Consider the following 21678-nt stretch of genomic DNA (forward strand, 5'->3'; position numbering starts at 1 on the left):
GTGCTCAGCACAGTGCGAGAGCGGCTGATGCGGCCCCGGGAACGGTGAGCGGAGAGAGGCTCAGCGGTCGCGCCTCCGGCGAGTCGAAGCGATGCACTCGACAGCCGTCAAGTTCCAGCGTGAGCGGGTCGATGGCGAAACCGAACCCGAGTGCTTTGAGGACGGCTTCCTTGCGGGTGAAGAGGACGGCGGCATCGCGCGGGGTACTCACGCCGAGGAGCTCTCGCGGGGTGAAGACGTGAGAGAGGACCTCTCGGTCGAGGGGGTCGAACGCAGCGTGCGCTTCGACATCGATGCCGACCTGCGCGCCGTGTGCGAACGCGGCGACGACCCAGGAGCGGCTGTGCGACAGCGAGACGGACGGGAGGTTCCGCGATCCGGACGACCGCAGCACGGGCTTCCACTCGCCGGCCGTGTCACGGCGGCGGACGAGGCGCACCTCGGACAGCGGCACACCGATCGACCTCATCTGATCGGCGACGAGGAGGCGCGCGGTGACGAACCGGCGCGCGTCGTCCTCGTTCCGGAAGGCCGTGAGCCGGGTCCGGTCGTCGTCGGTGAGTGGCAGCCAGTCCGGTGGAGCAGCAGGTGCGAGTTCGGTCGAGATCCGCACCGTGACGTCCACGTCGCGACCACCCGGCACCGGCAGGCATCTCGTCTCGACACTCACGGTCTGCGGACGCCGATCGTCTGGGCTCCGACTCTCTGCCCCTTCTGCTCCACGATCCAGCTCTGGCCGCCGAGAGCCCTTTTCCGGGTGGTCTCCGCGTCCTGGTCGACGGCGGTGTAGTTCAGCCCCATCGCACCGAGTTCGGCATACGCGCCATGCAGGAACTCCGTCAGCGCGACAGCACCGTCGGAGTCGAACAGTCGCACCGCGATAGTCGGATCCACCCCGCTATTCAACACCCGGCCGATCCGTGGGCCGTTCGCTCGGCATCCCTCGGGCGGCCCGCGATCGACGCTACCCCGCCTCCGTTGAACTCTTGAAGAGTGACGGCACTCTCGCGAGCGTCTACAACCGCACGGTCAGCGCCCCCGGGCCATATGCCGGTGAAGAGACGGGATTATTCGGCCCTGACGCCATTTCCTCTCGTGGATCTCACCGTGTCGGACTGCCGAGGGCTCGGTTGACGTCTGGTCGCTGCGGGGACGGGACGTCAGTGGAGCGCGTCCGGCGCGGGAGCCACCTCGATTACTTTCAGGTCGTCGCGGCGCACCATGAATCCCAGTGCTTCATAGACGCGCTGAGCGGGGTTACCGTGCGCCACGTGGAGGAAGGCGCGGTCGCCTCCGGCTTGGATGTCACGCACCAGTTCACGGAGAAGACGTTTCGCGTAGCCGCGGGCGCGCGCATCAGGATGGGTGCACACGGCGCTGACCTCGACCCAGCCCGGCAGGCTCAGTCGTCGCCCCGCCATTGCGACGAGCTGGCGGCCGTGACGGATCCCGACGTAGCCGCCGAAAAGGACGGTGCGCGGCAAAAAAGGTCCGGGTTGGGTGAGCGCGGTGAGTTCGAGCATCTCCTCCACATCGTTGGCGTTCAGCTCGACAATATCTGTGCCGCGTTCTTCACAAACGTTGACCTCGTCGTCGGTCAGCTGCGAGAGGGCGATGTTTCGGAGGAGCGTCCAGCCGGACGGGATGACGAAATCGGAGGGCACGAACATGGCGACGGGTTCGTCACGGGGAGTAAGTCGTGCGAGAGCGCCCCAATCCTCAGGTTGTGGGTTCATCGGCATAGCTCCGAACGGCGCGACATCGGTCGGATATCGAGCCGCCGTTGCGCTGATCGTGGCCATGAATGCATGCCTCGAGGCGAGGGCAGATCGGATCGGATCATCGAGCACATGCATGAAACAATGCTAGCAAGCAGATATCAAGCAGCAGTCCGCGAGGGATGCGCCGGTCGTCGTTCCACGCCTTCGATCCGCGCCTCGGGCGAAGGCCTGGCGAGGCTGCAGCGTTGATTACGGCACGCGCCTGGTGGGACCTTCACGAGCGCCAGCGCCAGAAAGTTGTCGGTCCGCGAGTCGGACGAGTGTGGGCCTCCTCCACCGGGTGCGAGCCCACCTGTCGAGTCAGGCTGGGGGGCTCGTTGTCGTCATTCGTGGGGCACGGCGGCCGCCTCGCGGGCGAGCAGTGCGCGTTTCACGGGAATGCCCCACGCGAATCCGGCGAGGCCGCCTGTCGTGGTGATGACGCGGTGGCACGGAACGAAGAGGGCGGGTGCGTTTCGTGCGCACGCGCTGGCTGCGGCCCGCACGGCGCGGGCGTTGCCCGAGCGCGCCGCGAGTTCCGTGTAGGTGATGGGCGCGCCTGGGGCGATGCGCCGAAGCGCGGTCCATGAGACGGTCTGGAGCGGCGTTCCGAATTGGCGAACGGAGACAGAGTCAATTGCTCGAACGTCACCGGAGTAGAAGGCGTCGACCGCGTCTCTGTTCTGGGATCGCCCAGGTAGCGCAGTGGGCCGGTTCCGTGAGGAAAGCCGCGCAAGCACCGCCTCGACGGAATCCGTCCACCCGGAGGAGAGGACCGATCCGTCCTCGTTCTCCAGGATCATGAATGCCCCGTCAGGGGTGGTGATGGTGTCGATGAGGCTCGTCCCGATCATGCGGGTTCCCTTCACGTATCAGCCGGAGCGGCGAGTGGCGCCGAGGGGGTGGCGAGGAGCCGATTATCTCAGGGGGCCGGCGGGCAGTTCCGCGCCGCTCGCGCTGGGGTGCTTCTGATCCGGCCCTACCGCAGCCGTCACGCTGGCGATCAATTGCCAGACCACGAACGTGTACACCGCGCCGCGCTGCCAGACACCGTCGGGAAGCAGAACGTGCGCGAGGAGGAGTGCCGAGCTGACGAAGCCGAGGCACCCGAGAATCACCCCGGTCCAGCGCAGAGGCGGAGATACGGACATCGCCCGGCCCGAGACGATGGCCACGATGTTGCCGCACGCAATCGCGGCGACGGCGCCGACACCGTGCCAGATTCCGAGCCCGCTGATGACGTTGGCCTCCGAACCCGGGACCAGCGCGACGAGCACGATCCCGGCGGTATGGAGTGCGCCGACGAGCAGGAACACAGTCGACGCCCACGATCGTCGGAGATGCGGTGCGATCAGCGCCAATCCCGTGAGGAAAAAGCCCCTCGCCGATCGAGGTTGCGACTGCGGCTCCGCGGGCACCTCCGAAAATCCGATCCCCCACGTTTCAGCGGGTGACTGCCGAGTCCTTCTCTACGATGACGCCGGCGAAATCGTTGCCGAACCCTGACGGGACGGTCGTGCCGAACGCCGCCCCCAGGCTTTCGGATTCGACGATCTGCGCTGTCGCATCCTGCCCAGCGCCCCCCGGGAAGCACCATTCCTCTTCGTCGTCAACCAACTCGGCGGAGCCTTCGGCGTCGCAATCCTGGTCGCACTCATCGGCAACGCCGGATAGACATCCACTGTCGGAAGGACACCCTTCTGACAGCTGATAGGCGCGATGCTCGGCGTCGCCCTGATCACCACCCGCGTGCAGAGCCGCGCGGCACGGGCACCGGCGGACTGAAGCTCCGCGTCAGCTGTAGTAGCCATCGACCGGGAGACGGGCCTCCTCCAGCAGGAAGGGGCCCTCGTAGTCGATCAACGTGGAGTCGGGAGCGATCGAGTCCGACGGTTTGAGCTCCTGCAGTTGTTCGGTCGCCAAGGCGTACACGACCCGACCGAGCCCGGAACGGGCGATCGCGCCCGCACACATCGGGCACGGCTGACAACTCGTGAACATCGTCGCCGCCCGAGCCCGCTCAGGGGTGAGTTCCCTAGCAGCCCACCGGGCGAGCTTCAACTCGGGATGCGCGGTCACATCACGATCACTCACCGTGGTGTTGCGCTCCTCCGCCAACACGACCCCGTCGGCCGCAAGAAGCAGCGAACCGAATGGCGGGTCGCCCTGCCCACGCGCCTCAGCAGCCAATGCGATCGCGCGGCGAAGCCAACTCAGTTCACCCATGCTCACTCCTCCAGGTGGAGCGTGCCATCGGCGACGACGAGCCCGGACCCGCTGAGCCGAACCCGCTGACCGAACACGTCGACTCTGAGCCTGCTGGGACGACCAAGCGAGAATCCCTGCTCCACGACCACCGAGGCTCCATCCGCCACCGTGCCGGCTACGACAAGGGAGGCAAGCAGAGGACCAGCCGCCGTCCCCGTTGCAGGGTCCTCGGCAATACCGACCGTGGGATTGAAGAACCGCGCATACGCCACCGAACCATCCTCCGGAGCAACCGGGTCCAAACTGTACACATAGCAGCCCTCCGCACCCGCCTCCCGAAGCGCCGAGGCCAGCCGCGCCGCGTCAGGAACAGCCCGATCGACGGCAGCTCGGTCTCTCAACGGCACAAGCAGATGACCGACCCCCGTCGACACGGTCTGCGCAACCCCACCCTCAGCGAGGTCGGCTCCCTCGAGTCCGAGCGCGGCGGCGAGTTCGACCACATCGCGCACTCCGATTCCAAAGACCGGCGCCGACTGATCCATCGACACCACACTGCGCGCCCCCACGAGCCGGTTCACCCGAACAGGCAGAACCTCCTCGCCAATCTGTTGCGAGAACTCCTCCTCCCCGGCGGGAAGACGGCCGGTGTCGGCTAGCCAGATCCAGGCTCCCATCGCGTTGTGGCCCGCGCCGAGGACCTCTACCCCGATCGGGGTGAAAGACCGCAGCCGCCACGTCGCGCCCGGCAGGGTCGGGCGCACCAGGAACGTAGTCTCGGACTGATTGAACTCCCGAGCGATCGCCCGCATCGTCGCCTCCGACAGCCCGTCGGCATCGGGCACCAGCGCGAGCGGATTTCCCGTCAACGGTTCGCTCGCGAACACATCTACGAAGAAGAAGGGTGTAGCTGTCGTCATCTGTCGGGGTTCCTCTCGTGGTGCGGCTGTCTCCCCTCAACGATAGGTACCGCACATGTTGACGCGGAATGACATAAACGCGGTGATCTAGAAGTCCAACCGCAGAATTTGCGGCAGAATCGATAAATGGCCAATCCAACAGATCCCGTCACGCTCGACGAGCTCGACCAACGCCTCGTGCAGGCGCTGCAACAGAACGCGCGCGCGACGCTCACCGAACTCGGACAAGACATCCATTTGGGCACCTCCGCGACCAGAGCACGTCTGAACGCCCTCGAAGTGCGCGGCGTGATCACCGGCCACACCACCCACGTGTTCCCCGCCGCCCTCGGCTACACCCTCCACGCCGTCGTCCGAATGAAAGTCCGCGGCGCCCTCTACGACAAGATCGCCGAGGTGCTGCACCGGCAACCCCAGATCGTTCGGGCGCTGCGCATCACTGGCGAATCCTGCTACAGCCTCGAGATCCTCGCCACCGACATGGCCGACCTCGAACGCGTCACCACCGACCTCGCTCGCATCGGCTCCATCACCACCGACCTCGTCTACGAAGTTGTCACCGACAGACCCGCCCCTGTGCCTCGACAGCGCGAAAGGGAAGATTGAACCCTCTCCGGTCTGATGCCGTCTTCTTTCGAGTTCGGAAGGAAGATGTTGATCATGTCGAAGAGAGTTCCGGAGGGGGCCAAGGAGCGGGCCGTGAGGCTGGTTGTGGATCACACTTGATGAGTATCCGACGCTGATTGAATCAGCCTGACTTTCAGTGGTACGCCGTCTCGGCCTCGGCGGGGGTGCGCATATCAAGATCGCCATGAAGGCGCTCGTTGTTCCACCACCACACCCATTCAAGCGTCGCGAGTTCGACCTGCTCAACGGTCCGCCAGCGGCCGCGCTGGCAGATCAACTCGGTCTTGTAGAGGTTGTTCACGGCCTCGGCCATCCCGTCATCAAACGAATCCCCGACCGTTCCGGTCGAGGGGACGGCGCCGAGCTCGACGATCCGATCGGTGTATGAATCGGCCTGAAGTGCCGTGACCCACCCAAGCCCCGCGAACGATGCACGGCGAGATTGCACGGCTAACACGCGAGACATACTTCGGTGGGCGGCTGGGGGTTGTTGGTCTCTGTGCGGTCAGGGTGCGAGGCGTCGCAGGAGCGGTTCGAGCGCATCCACGATGAGGCGTTCGGGGTGGCCTGCGTCTGGTGAGCCTGCGTCAGCAGTTTCGAGCTCGCCCACCTCAATGCCCACGAGTTCGCTGCCGGTCAGAGCTCGGGCGCAGTCTTCCAGCTGGGCGAGCGTCATCCCACCGGGCACGATGTAGTCGGTGGGTACTGTTCCTGGTTCGATAACGTCGCAGTCGATGTGGACGTACACGGGCCGGCCCGCGACTTCTTTACGGAGCAGATCGGCTATGTTCTGCCCGACACGCACGAGCCCGACACGACCCTCGTGGATGAGGTCTTGCTCCGGCCGGTCGATATCTCGGGCGCACCAAAATCGCATTGCTCTCCGCGAGTCCGGCGCCGAGCCCGGATTCCCAGAGCCCGAGCGGCCCGGACAGCGCCAGCCCTCCGAGGTAGCAGGTAGACGAGCTCTCGGGTGTGTTGAGGTCGGCGTGTGCATCGAACCAGAGCACGACGGCATCGGGCCTGTGCTTGGCCACGATCGGCAGGGTAGCCAGCGCCACCGCACACCGACTGAGAGCGGTGACCGGGACGCGCTTGTCGGTCATAACTTGGTCGTAGCGTGCCGCCATTTGACGGAGCGCAGGCAACGCGAGTGCGAGTTCCCGATCCCAGCTCGATGGGGAGGCTGGCTGCGGCTCGCCGATGACGGTGGGCCGCACGGCGAGACGTGCAGCGAGTGCGGATGCGAGAAGCGGACTGGCCTGCATAGCGCGATCGTTGTGGTCACCGGCGCGGGCGGCGAAATGGCTGAGTGCGATGGTCATACGTTCCTCGGGTTCGTTCACCACCGATCGTGGTGTTCCTTCCACGCTAGAAACAAGCGATGTGGTGGCACAATCGGCGCAGTGTCCACAATGTGCGGCCCGGTCAAGCAATTTGTGACCGTCATCTAAGCTCTTTGTATGATCGACGATCTTGACCGACGCTTGATCGCTCTCCTGCGGGGGCAGTCCCGGCTCCCCGTGGCGGTCCTCGCCCGAGAGCTCGGGGTTAACCGGTCGACAGCGACCGCAAGGATCGACGGGCTCACCCGGTCGGGTGTGATCGAGGCCTTCACGATCCGGTTGAGCGACGAGGTCGACAGAGACGTGATCCGCGCGATCACGCTCGTTCGAAGCGATCCCCCGCGTGGCCAGGATGTCGTGCGGGCCATCCGCGGGTTCCTCGAAGTCGAGCATCTGCACTCAACACTCGGCAGTTGGGACCTCGTCGTTCAGCTCCGCACATCAACCATGGCCGAGTTCGACTCCGCACTCGAACGCATCCGAGCCATCCCCGGCGTGCGAGACACGAACACGCACCTACTCATCAACTCCCTCACCGGCCAATAGCCGGGCCGGGCGAACTTCGTCGCCGAGCACTCCGCCTTCCCGCAACTGACGACACCGATGACGACACATCCAGTGCGGCCAATCCGGGTTGGAGCGGTTCTGGTCCCCTTATCCACAGGATGGGCTTCGCGGCGGGTTTCGTTCTCCAGAGCCCAATGCTGTCCGGAGTTCTAGGGGGACCAGAAGGGGACCAGAAAAATCGACCCTCAGAAACAACAAAACCCTGATGAAAATAGCTTCTCATCAAGATTTCTCTGTCGGGCTGACAGGATTTGAACCTGCGACCCCTTGACCCCCAGGTGCCAGGATCAGGTTCTTAGCCTTCTTGACCTGGCTATTCCTGTTTCAGCGATGCGCTCCGCGCGTCCCATATTGCAGGGTTTGCAGGCTGTTGGTCACTTGATTGGTCCACTTCGTCGACGAGAACGGACCTCCAGTGTGCATCCATCAGATGCTGGCACTACCGGTGCAGGAAAGATCAGCCGCCGCTCTCACCCGGAAGCTCCGAACCCTCAGCTTCAAGTGCGGTGACCAGGGTCGACACCACCGATAACAGCGCTGTTGCTCTCCTCGTGACCTCACTGTTCCAGTCCGGACTCTCGGCATCGTCTTCGCTGCCGTTGTCGGCGAAGCGAATGCGACGGAGTGTCCGCAGCGCCCCATCTCCGATCTTCTCCGCTTGCTTCGTCCAAGCCGCGCCGTCTTCCTCGGCAAGTGCGGCCGCCCGGCCAATCAGTCCATGGACGAGATCGCCGGCGAGTCGATCGATGAGCAGTGCGGCTTTCAGAGTGGTGCTTGTCTCGGTCTCCTCTGTGCTTGGCTCGGCATCAGCGGCGAATGCGCCGAAATATGCCCACGGTCTTCGTCCGGGTGTCAGCCTCGCGATTGCCGCCTCCACCTCGTCCACTTCAGCGAAGGGTAACCGACTGCCGGGAAGCTGACGGCGAAGCGACCAGAGTCGGAGGATGAGGTCGGCAACCTCAGCCTCGGCGGTAGATCTCTCAGGTCCAGCCTTCTGTTCAAGGCTGGTCAGGCGCTCCGCAAGATAGTGAACTATCCAGCGTCCGAGAGTGTCGGTCTGTTCCAGCTCAGCCGCCAGCAGCCTACCTAGTTCCAACACAGCCGTTGAAGTCGTTCCATCCTGTTCCTGGCTGGTAGGAGAAGACTCGGAAGTCGTTGCCATGATCGGCGTCACCTCCTTCATTGTCGTTGTCTGAGACGTCGGCATAGCGAGCGCTACGATCTTCGCGCCTCACGCGTACCTCCACAATGAGCGCGGCATCGAGGCGTCCCAGCAACTGGTCGAGCGCTTCGGTCGTGATCCGCAGCCGGTGGCCTGATGGGCCGTGTGGTTCAAGGCCGGCGCTAATCTCTGCCCAGGTCTCAGACGCCAAGACGACGTCCGCCTCCTCGCTCTGCCAGCGGAGGCCGCCGTCTCGGGAGGTGATGCTGAGCATTTTCGCAGTGTCCTCGGAAGGGCGTGGGAGCTCGGGCGTGAGTTCGGTGGCGAGGGGGTCCAGCCGGTCGATGCCGCCTTCAGAATTCGGCGTTGACACCCAACCTTGAAGCTGGAACGGAGGCGAGGAGAACTGGAAGTCTTCGTCATCGAGGTCAGCTGATGGGATTCGGAAGCTCCAGTAACCGTCAGCAGTTTGCAGCGCACGTACAAGCGCGCCCGCGGCGTCGGGAGTGACCAGAGCCGATGCGATGTCGATGCTCAGGGATCGGTCGTACTCAGTGGCAGTGGCCGATTGCCAGACTGTCACCCATCCGTCAGCAGGTTTGAGGGCGGTCAGAAACTCGGATTCGTGAACCCGGCTACTTCCTCGCGGTCCGGCAGTAGCCAATGAACCAGGGATCGAGCTTCGCTGATCTGTAATCCATCGCCCGTCGTGGCGTGCGACGTCGAAGTCGGCGAGCCATTCTAGGACGTCGGGCTGTTCTGCATCGGGGTCGCGGTACGGAGCAACGGTCCTCATGAGTCTTCCGGCGGTGGTAAGTGCCGCGTGGCGTTCCAGGTAGTAGTCGAGATCCTCAGCTTTAGGAATCTCCCATTTGTATCCGTAGGTTTCACCGTCCTCGTAAACACCTGCGGTCCGCCTCGGGTCCTCTAAACGTTTGCCCTTGCCTCGCCATCCCCATTCGTCGAGGATGAGCGTGCTAGCCGCATCGAGCACTTCTTGGTGTGTGATGGCGAGTGCCTTCGTTAGTTTTCCGAGGACATACTCGTCGAAGTCTGAATGGAATCGGTGCTCAGCGTGTGGTGCGCCCTTCATCATTGGACCGGGCTGGGTGGGGCGGTGCCAGCTTTCGAGAGTCACCGGCTCTGCAAGCTTGGCCTTCCAGTCGGTCCCAACAGAATGGCCAATTGATGTAGCGGTCAGTAGCGCAACTGATGAGCAGTGCCGTTGAATCGCGGCGTGGTCCGGATAGCGGTCGCTTAGTTCGATCACTGTGGACATGAGTGCGTCGACGGCAGAGGGGTCGTCGCGTGCTACTCGCTCGACAGCGACAAGGAACCACTCTGCTGCGCTCATCTGGTAGTAGAGGAATCGTTCATCGGCGTACCCAGCTGCATCGCCCCGCGTGACTGCCGAGCCGAGCGCAATGATCACGTCGCTGACGCCGAGTTCGATGGCTGTACGCACTGCGTGTGCAGCCTGCCAACGAACTGCTGCGCGCGGGTCACCAAGTGCAGCCCAGAGGAAGTTTGCTATTGCGGTATCGATTGGGTCTGCTGGCGTCTGCCCGGAAGCTGTCCTGGGACTAATTCCGAGTTCTTCCTCGAAGGCGGCGAGCGCTTCGTCGAGCACGCGCGCAGCTGTGGAAGGGTCGAGGACTGCTGAAGCTCCAGCTGCGAGCATGTAGCAATGGTCGGCATCGGTCAACGCTTCCTCAAGATTCAGGTGGTCGAGGGCACGTTGGAGGAGATCGGTCGTGCGCACCTCCAAGAGGTCGGCCGCCGCAGGCAGGTCAAAACTCATCCAGTTGTGGTGAAGCAACCGGGCACCGTGTCGATCAACGTAGGTGCCGACCGCATTCTTCAGCGAATCGACGAACGATTGAGCCGTTCGAGGACGCACTAGGGCCGCGTTCAAGAGCTTGGCTAGCTCGTAGTCGCTGAGGGCATCAGAATCCAATGCGGCGTCCAGGATCGGGCCCCACTGAAGCTCTGGACGCGAAAAGGTTTCTGCGATGAAGAGACTGTCACTGTACGTACGAGCCTCTTGCTGAAGTCGAACCGCCGCGTTCACGTCGCTTGTCCGAGTGAGGTCAAGTGCCGCGATCTGCGCTTTGCATTCGTCTATCTGAGCGGATCGTTCTGTTTGTTCGTCTGGCGTGAGATCCAAGGTGGTGCTCCTGAACTCGTCAGGGTCCTTGGCACGAAGGGGGTCAGGGAGTGGGGATTGCCTGAACTCGGGATCGAGGGAGCGTCCAAGTCGGTTTGCGAGATTATCTGCGGCAGACAGGGCCTTTGCGTTGAGGGAGCCGGATACGTCAAGTTCACGAAGCGCGGCGTCCAGGTCAAAGTTGGTCGAGAAGGGCGCCAAAACTATTCTGAGATCTGGCCGTCCCGCAAGCAGGGCACCATCCCCGTCAACTAGTCCCCTGAATTGCCAGTCGAGCGCCCCGAACCGGCGATCCCTCCACTGCCCGAGAATTCGGAGAACGTTGGTGCCCGAGACCCGCGCGAGTGCAGCGACGAGCTGGTGTTGGTTGAATCCGTCATACACGATCGGTTCCACGGCCTCGCCGAGGCGAGCGACGCGCTCAGCGAGGGTGAATGCGTCGAGGGGATCGATGCCAGCAGCTGCCCGCGTGAGGGCAACTACTGCATCCCATCGATAAATCGCATCATCACCCACTCCGCTAGCAGCTTTCACAGCGTGGTCGAAGTAGCTTCCAGCTTCGGCCTCACTAAAGCGGTGCATTCCCCGAGCTACGCGCACTAGCGTTTCGGCCTTGCTGTCGGCCGTTTCAGCGGCACTCGTCAGGGCATGCCGTGCCGCGTTGGAGAGTTCGAGGACCGCCGACGCGAAACGGGCGTCGCCTCGCAGCCCTGAGATCAGGTCGAGCGCCCCGGCAATCGGAGCATTGGCAGAGATCGTCTGAATCGCTTGAATGCAAGCGACTGTCACCTCTTTTTCCTCGAAGGAAGAGCCGAGCAAGGGCAAGATCTGCCGGGCGATTCGGAGCGCCATTGACCAGATGTCATCTTGTGACTGGCGTTTGGGGTAACTCGCGATCACTGCTGCCGCGGCTTGCGGATCGAGGTCACCGCGAGCGTATTTTGCCCAAGAGCTGAGCCAGCTGATGGCGGGGCGCAGATAGCGATTGAGATCGTCGTCATTGGACTTCGCGGGATCGTACTTTCCACGCTTCGCTGGAACTTGAAGGGGCCGGTAGTGCCCGACATCGAGTACCTCACCCATTAGTTCGGCACGCAACGCGACCGCTAGGAGAAGACCCGATCGGCCTGAGCCGTGTCTGTCGCCAAGTCCAATAGGTAGCGATGGCGGCAGGCATTCGCGAAGTCGTTCTGCGGCTACTATTGCGTCGGCAATCGAGTGACGCACCGCAAGTGCGCAAAGCCATGAAGCGCCCCGGAGCGCGGTATCTTCCGCATTCCGGTGATCGTATTCCTCGGCAGTGAGACGAGCACGGAATCGTTCCAGTGCCGTCCACGCGCCGCCAACGACACTGGCATCTACGGTCATTCCAACGCGCTGCATCTCGCCAAAGACGCCAAGAAGTAACGCAGGATGGGTGGAACTCACGATCAGGCCAGAAACGTCGTCCTCTGGGGCACATGAGATGAGCATCCGCGTAAGCGCTGCGCTCGATTCGAGGACAAATCGAGCTGGGCGCCAACCCGACAAGTATCGGACAGCCGCAGGAGGTCCATCCGTTCGAAGGATCGCAAGTGCGATGTGTGCCACTTGTTCTGGGGTGACATTCTCGTCGCGCGAGTATCGCTCTCTCGGCGAGCGTACCCAGGCAGCGATGGCGGAAGCTGCTTGCCGAGACCTGCTCCTGGCTGTGCTCGTACCTCCGGTGGAATGAGCAAGCATCGCCGCCTCGGCACCGAGCGTAGAGCCCGGCCAACTTTGTGGGAGCTCTCGCGACGCGATCAGCTCACCAAGCACCCGGGCGTCCATCCGCGAACCCGCCAGGTCAGGGTTGTCTCTAATGATCGTGAACTGCCGCCCCTTCCCTGCGCGACCCGCTCCAGCGCGCATGGCCAACTGCACAATCGAATCCGGACGTCGTAGCTGGACAGCTGCACGAAGACCGAACTCCACGCGTAAGTGCTCGACCCGGGTACGCTCGACGTCACTCGTTGAGGGCAGGGCATCGTCCGTGGCAACGAGGGCGAGCAGTTCGTCGTGGAGATTTGCGCTCCAGAGAACCTCCGGCAGAGAAGACGCGGCGTAAGCAGAGGAGCCGCTCAGCGTGCGCAGCTGAGACGCGACTTGGGCCGCGACCTCAGGTGTGGCACGGTGCCGGGTGCGGAAGTACGTTTCCGTCGGTTCGTCGAGAAACTGGACGCTTTGCCCGCTCAGGATCAAGCCTCGACCTAGATCGGATATGAAACTGCGGACGTTAGCAGCCTGCGTACCAGCAAGTTCCGCAAGCACGCCCAACGGAACACTCGGACGCAATAACGTGAGGAGCTGGGCAGCACGTTCGAGTTCTGATCGCGACCTACCAGCGTTGTTGAAGGCCTTGGTAACTTGCTCTTGCATGAGAGCGTCAAGCGGAGAAGTGCTGTCCGTAAACCCCGCGAGTCGACCGAGAGCCTCTTGAATCGTTTTGGTTTCAGAGAGCACCGTTGACACGACTCGCGGATTACCCGCGGTTCGATCGTGAATCTCTGCAACGTCCAGAGTCGTCGCCGATGGATGTGAAGTTGAAACGACCTTCGCCGTCTCTTCTAGTGCGAAGGCCGGTAGTTCGAACGTCACCGTACCCGCAGGAGCTTCAAGAAGATGAGCACGCTCTGGTCGACAAGTCAACACGATGTGAACGTTCGTTGGAATAGCGTCGTCTAGCCTCAGCACATCCCGCACGAATGCTCTAGATTCCGCGTTGTCCTCCGCAGCCATCACGGCGTTATCGGCGGCGTCCACCACTATCACTAGCTGGCGAGTTCCACTCTGAACGAGAATCTCGCTCGCAGCGTCGAGGCGACGAACGAAAGCCTTGGTGTACTCCTCGGGGGCGAGGTTGCCGGTGTGAACTATCGGGAGACCAAGCCCTATTCCTGCGATTTCAGTAGCAAGCTGAACTAGTCCGTCGCGGTGACGATGCCGCGGACGGTCTGGTCTGCGGTAGGACCCATTGCCGAAGCAATCGTAGATGATGACGTCGGCTCGACCTCGTAAAAGGTCCGGTAGCGCCCGAGCGAACGTGCTCTTCCCGGCTCCGCCCTCGGCCGTTACGACTATCGAACCGGAAGATCCAAGAATCCGATCCGCGAGTTCCACATATGCGTCTCGCACAAAGAACGGTGCAGTCTCAAGCTGGCACGGCGCCGGGGCAAGCTCGTCCTCCCGACAACCGAAAGCAGTGAGAACATCTGCCTTCCGGATTGGGCCACTGGACTCGGTGCTCGCTCTTGAGGCGACAAGGTCAACAAGAGACGCGGACACGCGGAGGTCGGTGTCAGCGGTGAGTCCGCCGACTTCTCGGTCAAGCCCGCGTCGGAGAACGGTAACCCCGGGCTCACGGCCTCGGAGGTCGAGCCGTGAGCATAGAGACGCCGCATCATCGGCGCTGAGATTCGCTGCATTCGTCAGCTTCGCGGCTGACGACCCCACGGCAGTCGGCTGACCACTAGCCAAGTCGCGCACAGCATTGACAGCGTCAGAGGAAATCGGCTTGTTCGTGACTATTGAGAAGCGAATCGTGGCCTGCGGGTACTGCATTCGCAATGTGTCGTCGAGCTGAGCAAACTTGCTGAGGATCTTGCGAACCTCGCCAAGGGTGACATTCTCGTTTGGGTGCAGGGTCGAGTGCTTGAACTGACGCACTTCCAGGGACGTGAAGTCTTCGTCTGGAGGTCCGTAGAACTCAACAAGGTCTATGACCTCAGCACCGTCTGGCTCGGCTTCCGAAGGAGCGGAGCCGAGTCCCTCGATTGATACCTGCTGGAGATCGGTCGCGGGGCTCAGAAGCTTTAGCAGGCGGACTGCAGCCCAGGTGTAGTGGAATCGGTCACCGTCACGTGACGCACGTACTCGTTCTGTCCCAGTGGAACCGCTTCGAGTGGAATCGCTCTTCGCCCTAGCCATACCTCAGTGCTCCGTGCGGAACCAGCAGCGCCAACCTCTGCCGTGGTGACAAAGAGTCACGAGGAGATTCGGTGACATCACCTGGTGAAAACCCCCTACCGGTGACCAGGTCACCTACTGTCCGTCCGACACGCACTCACTCTCTCGCATCCTCTCCATCGCTCTCGGGCGACACGCGCCAAGAGAACGGTGGCGTGCGATCTCCTCGGCCGCACCAACCGAGCCTGCGCGACTAGATCGCACACGACAGCAGATGATCGAGGCGATCGCGGCGTATCAGTGACCCACCTAGAGAAGGTCTTATCTATTGGGCGGGCAGCCGTCGGTGGACCCAAAGCTCACGACTTGTACCTCCGTCTTCAGTGACGCTGACGAGTTGGTCGCGCCACGCCGTGCGCGGTGCCATCTGAAGGCCGTCATGTAGACGGTCGTCGGGGTGGTGGATGACCCATCGGTGTGCTTGGCCTGCGATCTGGCGATTCACCACGCGGATCAGTTCGTCGCGGCCAGTAGCACTGGCAACCGAGGGAAGACCAAGCTTGTCAGGGTCGACCTCGCGGTCACGCAACTGGAGTATCACTCTCGGGCTGAGAGGAAACCACACGATGCTTGCTGTCGCGTAACCAACTGGTGCATCACCGGGTGACCACCAGCACACTGGCTCGTCTGAGGTGAGGACAGGCTCGGAGTCGCTCAGGATCAGTGACCAAGTCATCTGGTGGGCCAGACGTTCTCCGAGTTCACCCAGAGCAAGCTTGATGCCCTCTTGGATCATCACAGCATCTGGTGCCACCAACTTGGGTCCGGACGGGCCGAGCATCTCAGCCCTGACGATGCCCACGTCATCCGCGGAGGCGGGGCGACCGTTCGCGCGAAGCCAGGTCCGGACGCTGTCGTCGGTGACCGTTTCTCCGAGTTGTAGCCGCATGTGGTGGGTAGCCATCGCGTTGAAGTCCTCACGCCACCGATGTCCGCGGACGGTCTGGAGAGCGATGTGATTGATCAGGTGGTACCAGTCCTCCGTGGTGAAGTCGGCCCAGCCTGTACGGAGCAGCTTGTACACGGCGGGAGCCGCGGCCTGTTCGAACTGGCTCAGGTGGTGCTCGATCGACTCTGGGTCGTGGCCGGCACGATCTTCGTCGCGAGCAAGGACCTCGGTCTCAATCCGGTAGAAGCCGACTTCGGCGCAGGCTTTTCGGACAGCGCTTCGAACGACGCGGTCTGGTCGGTCGCGATCGACCAGTGCCAGTTGCTGGTTGCTATCGGCGAAGTTCCGCAGGTAGAACTGCGGAACGAGGTGGTGGCGAGGACTCACATTCCCATGATGCTCCGCACATCGAGCCGATACGATCTGACCCCGCCGTATGCGCGTGACTCGACCGCAGCGGTACGGGGCGGGCCCAGCACGGGGAAGCACGCATAGACGAGTGCTGGGGATATCGCGCCGCGGTCCGGTCGCCTCGGCGAGGCACGGACGCACGACCGTCGTGTCGGCATCCGCTCGGGCAGGCACATCGTCCTGCGCCAGGATGGCCTTGACCCGGGGCACGGGGTAATCCGAATGTGGCGCTGGAAGCGATTCCGCGTGCCGAGCTATCCACCGATGTGGGCGACCTGTCCTAGCGTGCCCCGCGTGTTGGCCAGTCGAGTCGGGTACACCTACGAGTCCGGTCCTGCATCTCTGGCAGTGTCCGGGCCTGGTTGTGCTCCAGCTGGTTCGCTGGATTCGTGCATGTCGGCCGGCGGATCTTGTTCAGGGTCTTCAGGGAACTGCATGTACTCGAAGGAGGGGAAGGGCATGTACGTACCAGGATGATCGGCGGGGTGGTTCCAGCTCGCGACGAGGTCGATGAGGTAGAGGTAAGCGGACCGAGTTACTTGGAGCGCGAGCATCGTTGAGTCAACGAGTTCGAAGAGATCAACCCGGCTGCGGGCGTCAACGGTCACACCCGTCGGCTCCAGGAATGCCGCGTGGACGATTCGATGGGTGCCGGCGTTGCGAAGAGCCTGCGAGGGGGCATACATGCCAGCGTCTTCCATGTCGTAAGCAAGTTCGGAAAGCGCGTATGGGGGCAATGCGTGTTGCGGGGCCTTCACGAGCCCGGGCCGCACAGTGCCGTCCTTCCTTGCCCAGAACTTCCGGAAGGAAACTCGACGAGCCTCGTCTCCCACACAGAAGTGCTCGTTGGCGACGACGGCTGTTTTATCCAGAACGTCGAGGGCGGATCGTTGAGCGAGAAGGAGTTTGGAATATTGAAGGCCGTAGAGCGAATAGTCGAGTGTCTCGACGTAGTACCCGGAATCGTCATCCTTTTGCTCCGGGCCTTCGGCGACTTGTACGTACCCCTCGTACGCCAACTGGCGCGAGACGAGGAAGTCAGATTTCAAGACATTCATCTCGGCGAGAATCGGCGGAGACATTTCCTCTGGAGAACCGCCATATAAGACTTCAATCGAGGCGCTGTCCCAGTGTCGGTCTTCGGTGCCGAGGCCTTCAACGGCCGGTGACAGGGCGAGCCTGTACGCAGCGATCCATTTGAGGTACTCGTCCTCGACGCCTTCCAAGCCGTGCGATAGGTGTCCTGGACTTTCGGTGGGCTCGAGTCCGTCCCATCGGTTGGCCGTGTCCGCGCCGGCGAAGCTGATGGTGCCGTCGCGCAGGGACTGGGCCATGTTCACGTACTTATCGAAGACTGCTGCGATGTGACCGGTCTGTCCGACTCCTGATTGGATTCTGTTCATGAGGAGCTGGGCAAGGTTTCCTGCGGCGTTGCCGTTCGATGGGTCAGCTTCGAGCGCGTGTAGGTAGAAGTCGTAGGCTTCAGCCCATCGCCCGGAGTGGTCGAGACAGTTCGCAAGGTTGCAGTATGCAGCCGAGCGCGTGTGTGGATCTGCGCGCGGCGAAGATCCGACGGTGAGAAACATTTGCCTCGCACGGCGAAGCTCTACTCGGTTGGCGCGACGACTTTCCGCAAGGTCGCTCGCTCGTTCTTCGGAAGTTGCCTGCGTGGGCAAGCCGAGGTCACATGCTGTGACGATTGCGTTAGCGACGTTGTACATGCACTGAAAGTGCAGCGGCTGCTCGGGAGTAGTGTCGCTGCACGCGCGTGACGCGAGCTCTTGGCCTTCGGTGAGAAGCGCGACATCGGCAAGGTCTGCCCCCGCATTGATGACGAGTGACGAGCAAACGAATCTCAGCGCAGCCTTCTCGTCGCCAACGAGAGGTGAGCCGTCAATCTCCTCCGCGATGGACAACACTCTCTGTGAGGCGACACGAAGATCCGCGGATTCGCTGTGGCTGGCAAGAACCCGCTGGTACCACTCTTCGTACGCTGACACTGCACTCCTGCCGCCGGAATCGTGGTCCGTCTTTCGGGTCAACTTTGCACACGCCCGCGGGCACGCTCGCGAACCTGCTGTCGGAGCTGCGCGCGAACCTCATCGTGGATGGTCGTGGACGTTTCTTCGGCCGTTTCAACGGAGACCACGAGCGCGTAGCGGACGGTCTTGCCCGCACGGAGCCGTTGGGCATCGTCCATGCATTCGACGTGGATGGGGAACGCGTCGCCGTCGCCGAAGACCATCGTTCGAGTCCCTTGGACGATCTCGTGCTGAAGGCTCCCCCGCCTAACCGCGTTGTGCTCAGCGTCCGTTCGGTCTCCGCCGGCGAGGCTGGTATCGGGTGTCGCGAAGTAGACCTTGGCACCTCGATACCTTGTGAGCTGACCCACGGTCGGAACCATGTATGCGAGGGTGATCGTGAAGCGGTGCCACTCGGCTCGCGCCCGAAGGGACGGCGGCAGTGGCAAGTCGTACGTGTGGCGCTGGTTCCGCGCGATCAGTCCTCCGCCAACGAGTACAGCTCTGTTTGTTGCGGCGGTTCCGAGCCGGCTGGCGTCGAGCCGCCCATATCCGAGAAGCGCTGTCAGGCTCCGGCGGGCCTGCTGATTGCTGAGTCCGAGTTCGCGGCGGAGTCTCGGTTCCCAGTCGCCCCAGTTGCTTGCGTGGGCAAGGAGGGCGCGTACGAGCAGTGGGTGGTATTGCGGATCGGGTAGTGCTGCGTCCTGGGCATCGGGTGCGCCTGCTTCCAGGATGTCGAACAGGCGACTCGCCTCGCGCGTCACCAATGCGGTGGCGTTGCTGGTGCCGACCGTAAACACGGTGTTATTGGTCGCGCCCGCTCGTCCGGGAGCGGCTACTTGGAGGCCGGGGCCCGCGATCGCTGTAGGGGCCGGCTCGATGGTGACTGTTTCGTCACCGGGCGTCGTGATCGGGCGGGTGTAGAGCGCTCTTCCGCCGGCGTGGTGGAGGTCCGGCTTGACGGATCGATCGACACCTGGACCTGTCGCACCGTAGTGAGCGGGCGCACCCGGGTGGGTGATGTCCCAGACGGTGTCGGGCACGTCTATGTCTCCGAGTCCATCTTCGTGAGTGGCGCCAATGGTGAGTGCGTTGAGCGCGTCGCCCGGGGGCAAGATGCCCCGTAGGAGCGCGGCGTCGTAGACGGAACGAGTTGCCGCTGATCGTGCGGCGTTGGAATCTGTAAGGGTCGCGGCGGGGATGATAATCGGGTCGCTGTGGTTGCCTGCGCTGACGATGAAAAGCAGGTTGTAGGAGTGGGCGAGCCAGTCGAGCAGACGTCCGATGGGGCTCATTCTCCTCACGAGGGCTCTCGCTTGGGCGCCAATGGAGAGGTTGACGATTCGGACGCTGGGTGCGACTGCTGCCCTTCCCCCTTCGCCCTCGACAATGCGCTTGATGGCCTGGTGTAGGAGGTCGGTGAGGAGTCTGTTGGGGAGGATCTGCTCGTACCCTGCGGCAAACTCGTGGGGCCGCATGATGGGTCGCACGTACAAGGGGCGGTCCAGAGGTTCGCCGCCGATGGAGAGGTCGCCTTGCACGATGAGTGACGCCATCGCAGTGCCGTGGTTGCGTGATGACAGCGGGTAGCGCTCAGCAAGGCCGTCAGGGTCATCGACCACTAGCCTGCCTGCGAGGGCGTCGTGGTTCGGAAACGGAAGCCCGTCAAGGAGTGCGATGCGCGGCAGCCCATCCACTCGGTCCCCGGATGGGAGTCGAACTTCGGCGACAGGTTCGAGGGTAGGTGGCGCGACACTCATGGGCGTAAACGGGCTGACGAACATGACCTCGTCGGTTGTGAGCAGTCGGATGGATGCCGCGCCATTGTTGAGTACGGAATGAACTTGTTGGATAGGAAGTTCCGCGAGCACCGCGTGATAGCCGATGTCGCCGATCTGCGATTGGTCGATGACCCGTCCGCCGCTGGCAGCGATGGTTTGTTCTACGTGAGTCTGGGCGCTGACGCGCTGCACCGCGTCGCGTCGGTACCAGAGTTCGATTTCGACCGTGACCGTGCTGACGGACTGTCCGACGAGGTCGAGGGTTTCCTGCCACTGCTCGCGTAGCCCTGTCTCACGGATGCGGTCCTCTGGGCCCCATCGTCGGATCGCGGTCAACTGTTGGAACGCCGACTTGAACTTGCCAAGGCCGTGCGCGAATGAGGCCGATGGATCCTCTTGCCACAGGGTGAACAATCTCAAGAGTTCTTCGATCGCCTTGGCGTTCGACATCACGAGGTAGAGGGAGTGCGCGATGGGTTTGTCCGTGCGCCCAGCTTCCCGTTCGGCCATGTAGAAGTCGTCGTCTGGATCGGATTGGTCCCCCAACAACTCCGACAGGAACTCAAGGCCGTCGATCTGGTCGATCGCGTTGCGGAAGTCCTTGATGCTGCCTGCGAGGTCGAAAACAACCACCAGCGCCGGATCGACTTCGTCGGGGGTTTCCGCGGAGAGACGCACCCGCTCGGCGTCGAACGCTGCGGTCAGGTCACCGAATTGAGGCGCTAACCGCTCTCCTTGCCTGCCCGCACTGGGTTTGGATAGGCGCGGCATGTCTCGCGGAGTCTGCGTGGGCCGTTCGGCGACGACTGGCGGACCGAATGCCAGGAGCGGTCGGCGCTCCGCGGTCACGCAGTGGCCTGACCGCGCCTGTGCTCAAGACGTTCTTGCACAATCCGCCGTAGGTTGCTGTCCGGCAGTTCCAGCACCGCTCGGCGGCGCACGTCGAGAGCAAACTCTTCCAGTTCGGAGTAGCTGGCGCCGGCGAGTTTGTCTGCCAATGTGCGTGGAGCGAAGCCGAGGTCACCGCCGAGCCGTGCGGCGAGCCGTTCGAGGAACCGCGTTGCTTCGGAGCGGCTCGGGGGTTCCAGTTCGGCCCGAATCTGGAAGCGCCTCCATGCGGCGCGGTCGAGTAGTTCGCTGTGGTTGGTCGCGCCGACGAAGAGTACGTGCGCAGGGAGCCGATCGATCTGGAGCAGCAGGGTGGACACGACGCGCTTGATCTCGCCCGTCTCGTGCTGATCTGACCGCTCCTTCGCGATGGTGTCGAGTTCGTCGAAGAACAATACGCATCGTCGCGTGCGCGCGAACTCGAAGGCGTTGTCGAGCCTGGCGGCTGTCTCGCCGAGGAAGCTGGACATGACGCCTTCGTAACGAATCACGTAGAAGGGGAGCATCAGTTCGGAAGCAATCGCCTCAGCGACACTGGTCTTACCGTTGCCCGGGGGGCCGGACAGTAGGAGCCGGTTGCGAGGTTCGATCCCGTAACTGCGAAGCAGCTCAGCGCGCTTCTGCTCCTCAATCAGTTCTGTGACGACCCGCCGTGGAACGGGGGCGAGTTCAAGGTCATCGAGGCGACGGCTGGGGACGACTTCGTGAACCAAGTCTCGAATCGCGGTGGCGCGATCATCGCGGACAAGCCCTTGCCCGGTCGTGGTAATCAGTTCAGAGAGACGATCCGCCACGAGGTGGTGCTGGTTGGCACGCTCTTCGGCGATCACCGCTTCTACGAGGGTGCGGAACCGATCACGGTCCCCGTGACGCTCGGCCTCAACGAGGTCAAGAAGCAGGTCGGCGCGCGCCATCTCTCGCCTCCCTCAGTTGAGTGCTGACATCCT

The 21678-nt window shown here is 62.9% G+C and carries 19 protein-coding genes; 2 read left to right on the top strand and 17 right to left on the bottom strand.

The window, feature by feature from the left end:
* Window positions 1–4: 4 nt before the first annotated feature.
* The 8 genes from ITJ45_RS08680 to ITJ45_RS08715 all read right to left on the bottom strand — a co-directional run bounded on the left by ITJ45_RS08680 (window position 5) and on the right by ITJ45_RS08715 (window position 4813).
* Window positions 5–625, bottom strand: a complete 621-nt coding sequence (locus ITJ45_RS08680) for a 4'-phosphopantetheinyl transferase family protein (RefSeq protein WP_194607808.1) — start codon at window positions 623–625, stop codon at window positions 5–7.
* A 41-nt stretch (window positions 626–666) separates the two neighbouring features.
* Window positions 667–894, bottom strand: a complete 228-nt coding sequence (locus ITJ45_RS08685) for a hypothetical protein (RefSeq protein WP_194607807.1) — start codon at window positions 892–894, stop codon at window positions 667–669.
* Window positions 895–1160: 266 nt separating this feature from the next.
* Complete coding sequence (locus ITJ45_RS08690; RefSeq protein WP_194607806.1) at window positions 1161–1856, bottom strand: GNAT family N-acetyltransferase; 696 nt, start codon at window positions 1854–1856, stop codon at window positions 1161–1163.
* Window positions 1857–2104: 248 nt separating this feature from the next.
* Window positions 2105–2614 carry a methylated-DNA--[protein]-cysteine S-methyltransferase gene (locus ITJ45_RS08695; RefSeq protein WP_194607805.1) on the bottom strand — a complete coding sequence of 170 codons (510 nt, stop codon included), beginning with the start codon at window positions 2612–2614 and terminating at the stop codon, window positions 2105–2107.
* A gap of 63 nt (window positions 2615–2677) precedes the next feature.
* On the bottom strand, window positions 2678–3076 hold the full coding sequence (locus tag ITJ45_RS08700) for a hypothetical protein (protein WP_194607804.1): 399 nt from the start codon (window positions 3074–3076) through the stop codon (window positions 2678–2680).
* Between the two features lie 127 nt (window positions 3077–3203).
* Complete coding sequence (locus tag ITJ45_RS08705; RefSeq protein ID WP_194607803.1) at window positions 3204–3377, bottom strand: hypothetical protein; 174 nt, start codon at window positions 3375–3377, stop codon at window positions 3204–3206.
* 177 nt (window positions 3378–3554) lie between these two features.
* Window positions 3555–3986 carry a nucleoside deaminase gene (locus ITJ45_RS08710; protein WP_194607802.1) on the bottom strand — a complete coding sequence of 144 codons (432 nt, stop codon included), beginning with the start codon at window positions 3984–3986 and terminating at the stop codon, window positions 3555–3557.
* A gap of 2 nt (window positions 3987–3988) precedes the next feature.
* The gene (locus ITJ45_RS08715) at window positions 3989–4813 is read right to left on the bottom strand and encodes a PhzF family phenazine biosynthesis protein (protein ID WP_416365282.1); all 825 of its coding nucleotides are present in this window, start codon (window positions 4811–4813) and stop codon (window positions 3989–3991) included.
* 201 nt (window positions 4814–5014) lie between these two features.
* On the opposite strand from ITJ45_RS08715, the gene ITJ45_RS08720 reads away from it, so the two are divergent.
* A complete protein-coding gene (locus tag ITJ45_RS08720; RefSeq protein ID WP_194607800.1) occupies window positions 5015–5494 on the top strand; it encodes an Lrp/AsnC family transcriptional regulator in 480 nt (159 codons plus the stop codon).
* A gap of 154 nt (window positions 5495–5648) precedes the next feature.
* On the opposite strand, the gene ITJ45_RS08725 is transcribed toward ITJ45_RS08720, so the two are convergent.
* From ITJ45_RS08725 to ITJ45_RS14460, 3 genes are read right to left on the bottom strand one after another with little or no spacing between them, the layout of a single operon-like run.
* The gene (locus tag ITJ45_RS08725; protein WP_194630432.1) at window positions 5649–5972 is read right to left on the bottom strand and encodes an integrase core domain-containing protein; all 324 of its coding nucleotides are present in this window, start codon (window positions 5970–5972) and stop codon (window positions 5649–5651) included.
* 48 nt (window positions 5973–6020) lie between these two features.
* Window positions 6021–6392: an arginase family protein gene (locus ITJ45_RS14035; protein ID WP_228493599.1), complete on the bottom strand. Its 372-nt coding sequence runs from the start codon at window positions 6390–6392 to the stop codon at window positions 6021–6023.
* Window positions 6283–6840, bottom strand: coding sequence for an arginase family protein (locus tag ITJ45_RS14460; protein WP_416365283.1), 558 nt, complete (start codon window positions 6838–6840; stop codon window positions 6283–6285). The genes ITJ45_RS14035 and ITJ45_RS14460 overlap by 110 nt, the downstream gene beginning before the upstream one ends.
* A gap of 198 nt (window positions 6841–7038) precedes the next feature.
* Between ITJ45_RS14460 and ITJ45_RS08735 the strand changes: the two genes are divergently transcribed.
* The gene (locus ITJ45_RS08735; RefSeq protein WP_416365284.1) at window positions 7039–7407 is read left to right on the top strand and encodes an Lrp/AsnC family transcriptional regulator; all 369 of its coding nucleotides are present in this window, start codon (window positions 7039–7041) and stop codon (window positions 7405–7407) included.
* A 478-nt stretch (window positions 7408–7885) separates the two neighbouring features.
* On the opposite strand, the gene ITJ45_RS08740 is transcribed toward ITJ45_RS08735, so the two are convergent.
* The 6 genes from ITJ45_RS08740 to ITJ45_RS08765 all read right to left on the bottom strand — a co-directional run bounded on the left by ITJ45_RS08740 (window position 7886) and on the right by ITJ45_RS08765 (window position 21645).
* Complete coding sequence (locus ITJ45_RS08740; protein WP_228493598.1) at window positions 7886–8590, bottom strand: hypothetical protein; 705 nt, start codon at window positions 8588–8590, stop codon at window positions 7886–7888.
* Entirely contained in the window at window positions 8511–13538 is a 5028-nt protein-coding gene (locus tag ITJ45_RS08745; protein WP_194607797.1) for an ATP-binding protein, read from the bottom strand. The genes ITJ45_RS08740 and ITJ45_RS08745 overlap by 80 nt, the downstream gene beginning before the upstream one ends.
* A 1468-nt stretch (window positions 13539–15006) precedes the next feature.
* Complete coding sequence (locus ITJ45_RS08750) at window positions 15007–16017, bottom strand: DUF4238 domain-containing protein (protein ID WP_194607796.1); 1011 nt, start codon at window positions 16015–16017, stop codon at window positions 15007–15009.
* A gap of 344 nt (window positions 16018–16361) precedes the next feature.
* Complete coding sequence (locus ITJ45_RS14320; RefSeq protein ID WP_194607795.1) at window positions 16362–18041, bottom strand: LA2681 family HEPN domain-containing protein; 1680 nt, start codon at window positions 18039–18041, stop codon at window positions 16362–16364.
* 38 nt (window positions 18042–18079) lie between these two features.
* Window positions 18080–20614 (bottom strand): S8 family peptidase, encoded by a 2535-nt coding sequence (locus ITJ45_RS08760; RefSeq protein WP_228493597.1) that lies wholly within the window; start codon window positions 20612–20614, stop codon window positions 18080–18082.
* Window positions 20615–20688: 74 nt separating this feature from the next.
* Window positions 20689–21645, bottom strand: coding sequence for an AAA family ATPase (locus ITJ45_RS08765; RefSeq protein WP_019310997.1), 957 nt, complete (start codon window positions 21643–21645; stop codon window positions 20689–20691).
* Window positions 21646–21678: the final 33 nt, after the last annotated feature.

Source organism: Rathayibacter sp. VKM Ac-2879, assembly GCF_015351245.1.
GTDB lineage: Bacteria > Actinomycetota > Actinomycetes > Actinomycetales > Microbacteriaceae > Rathayibacter.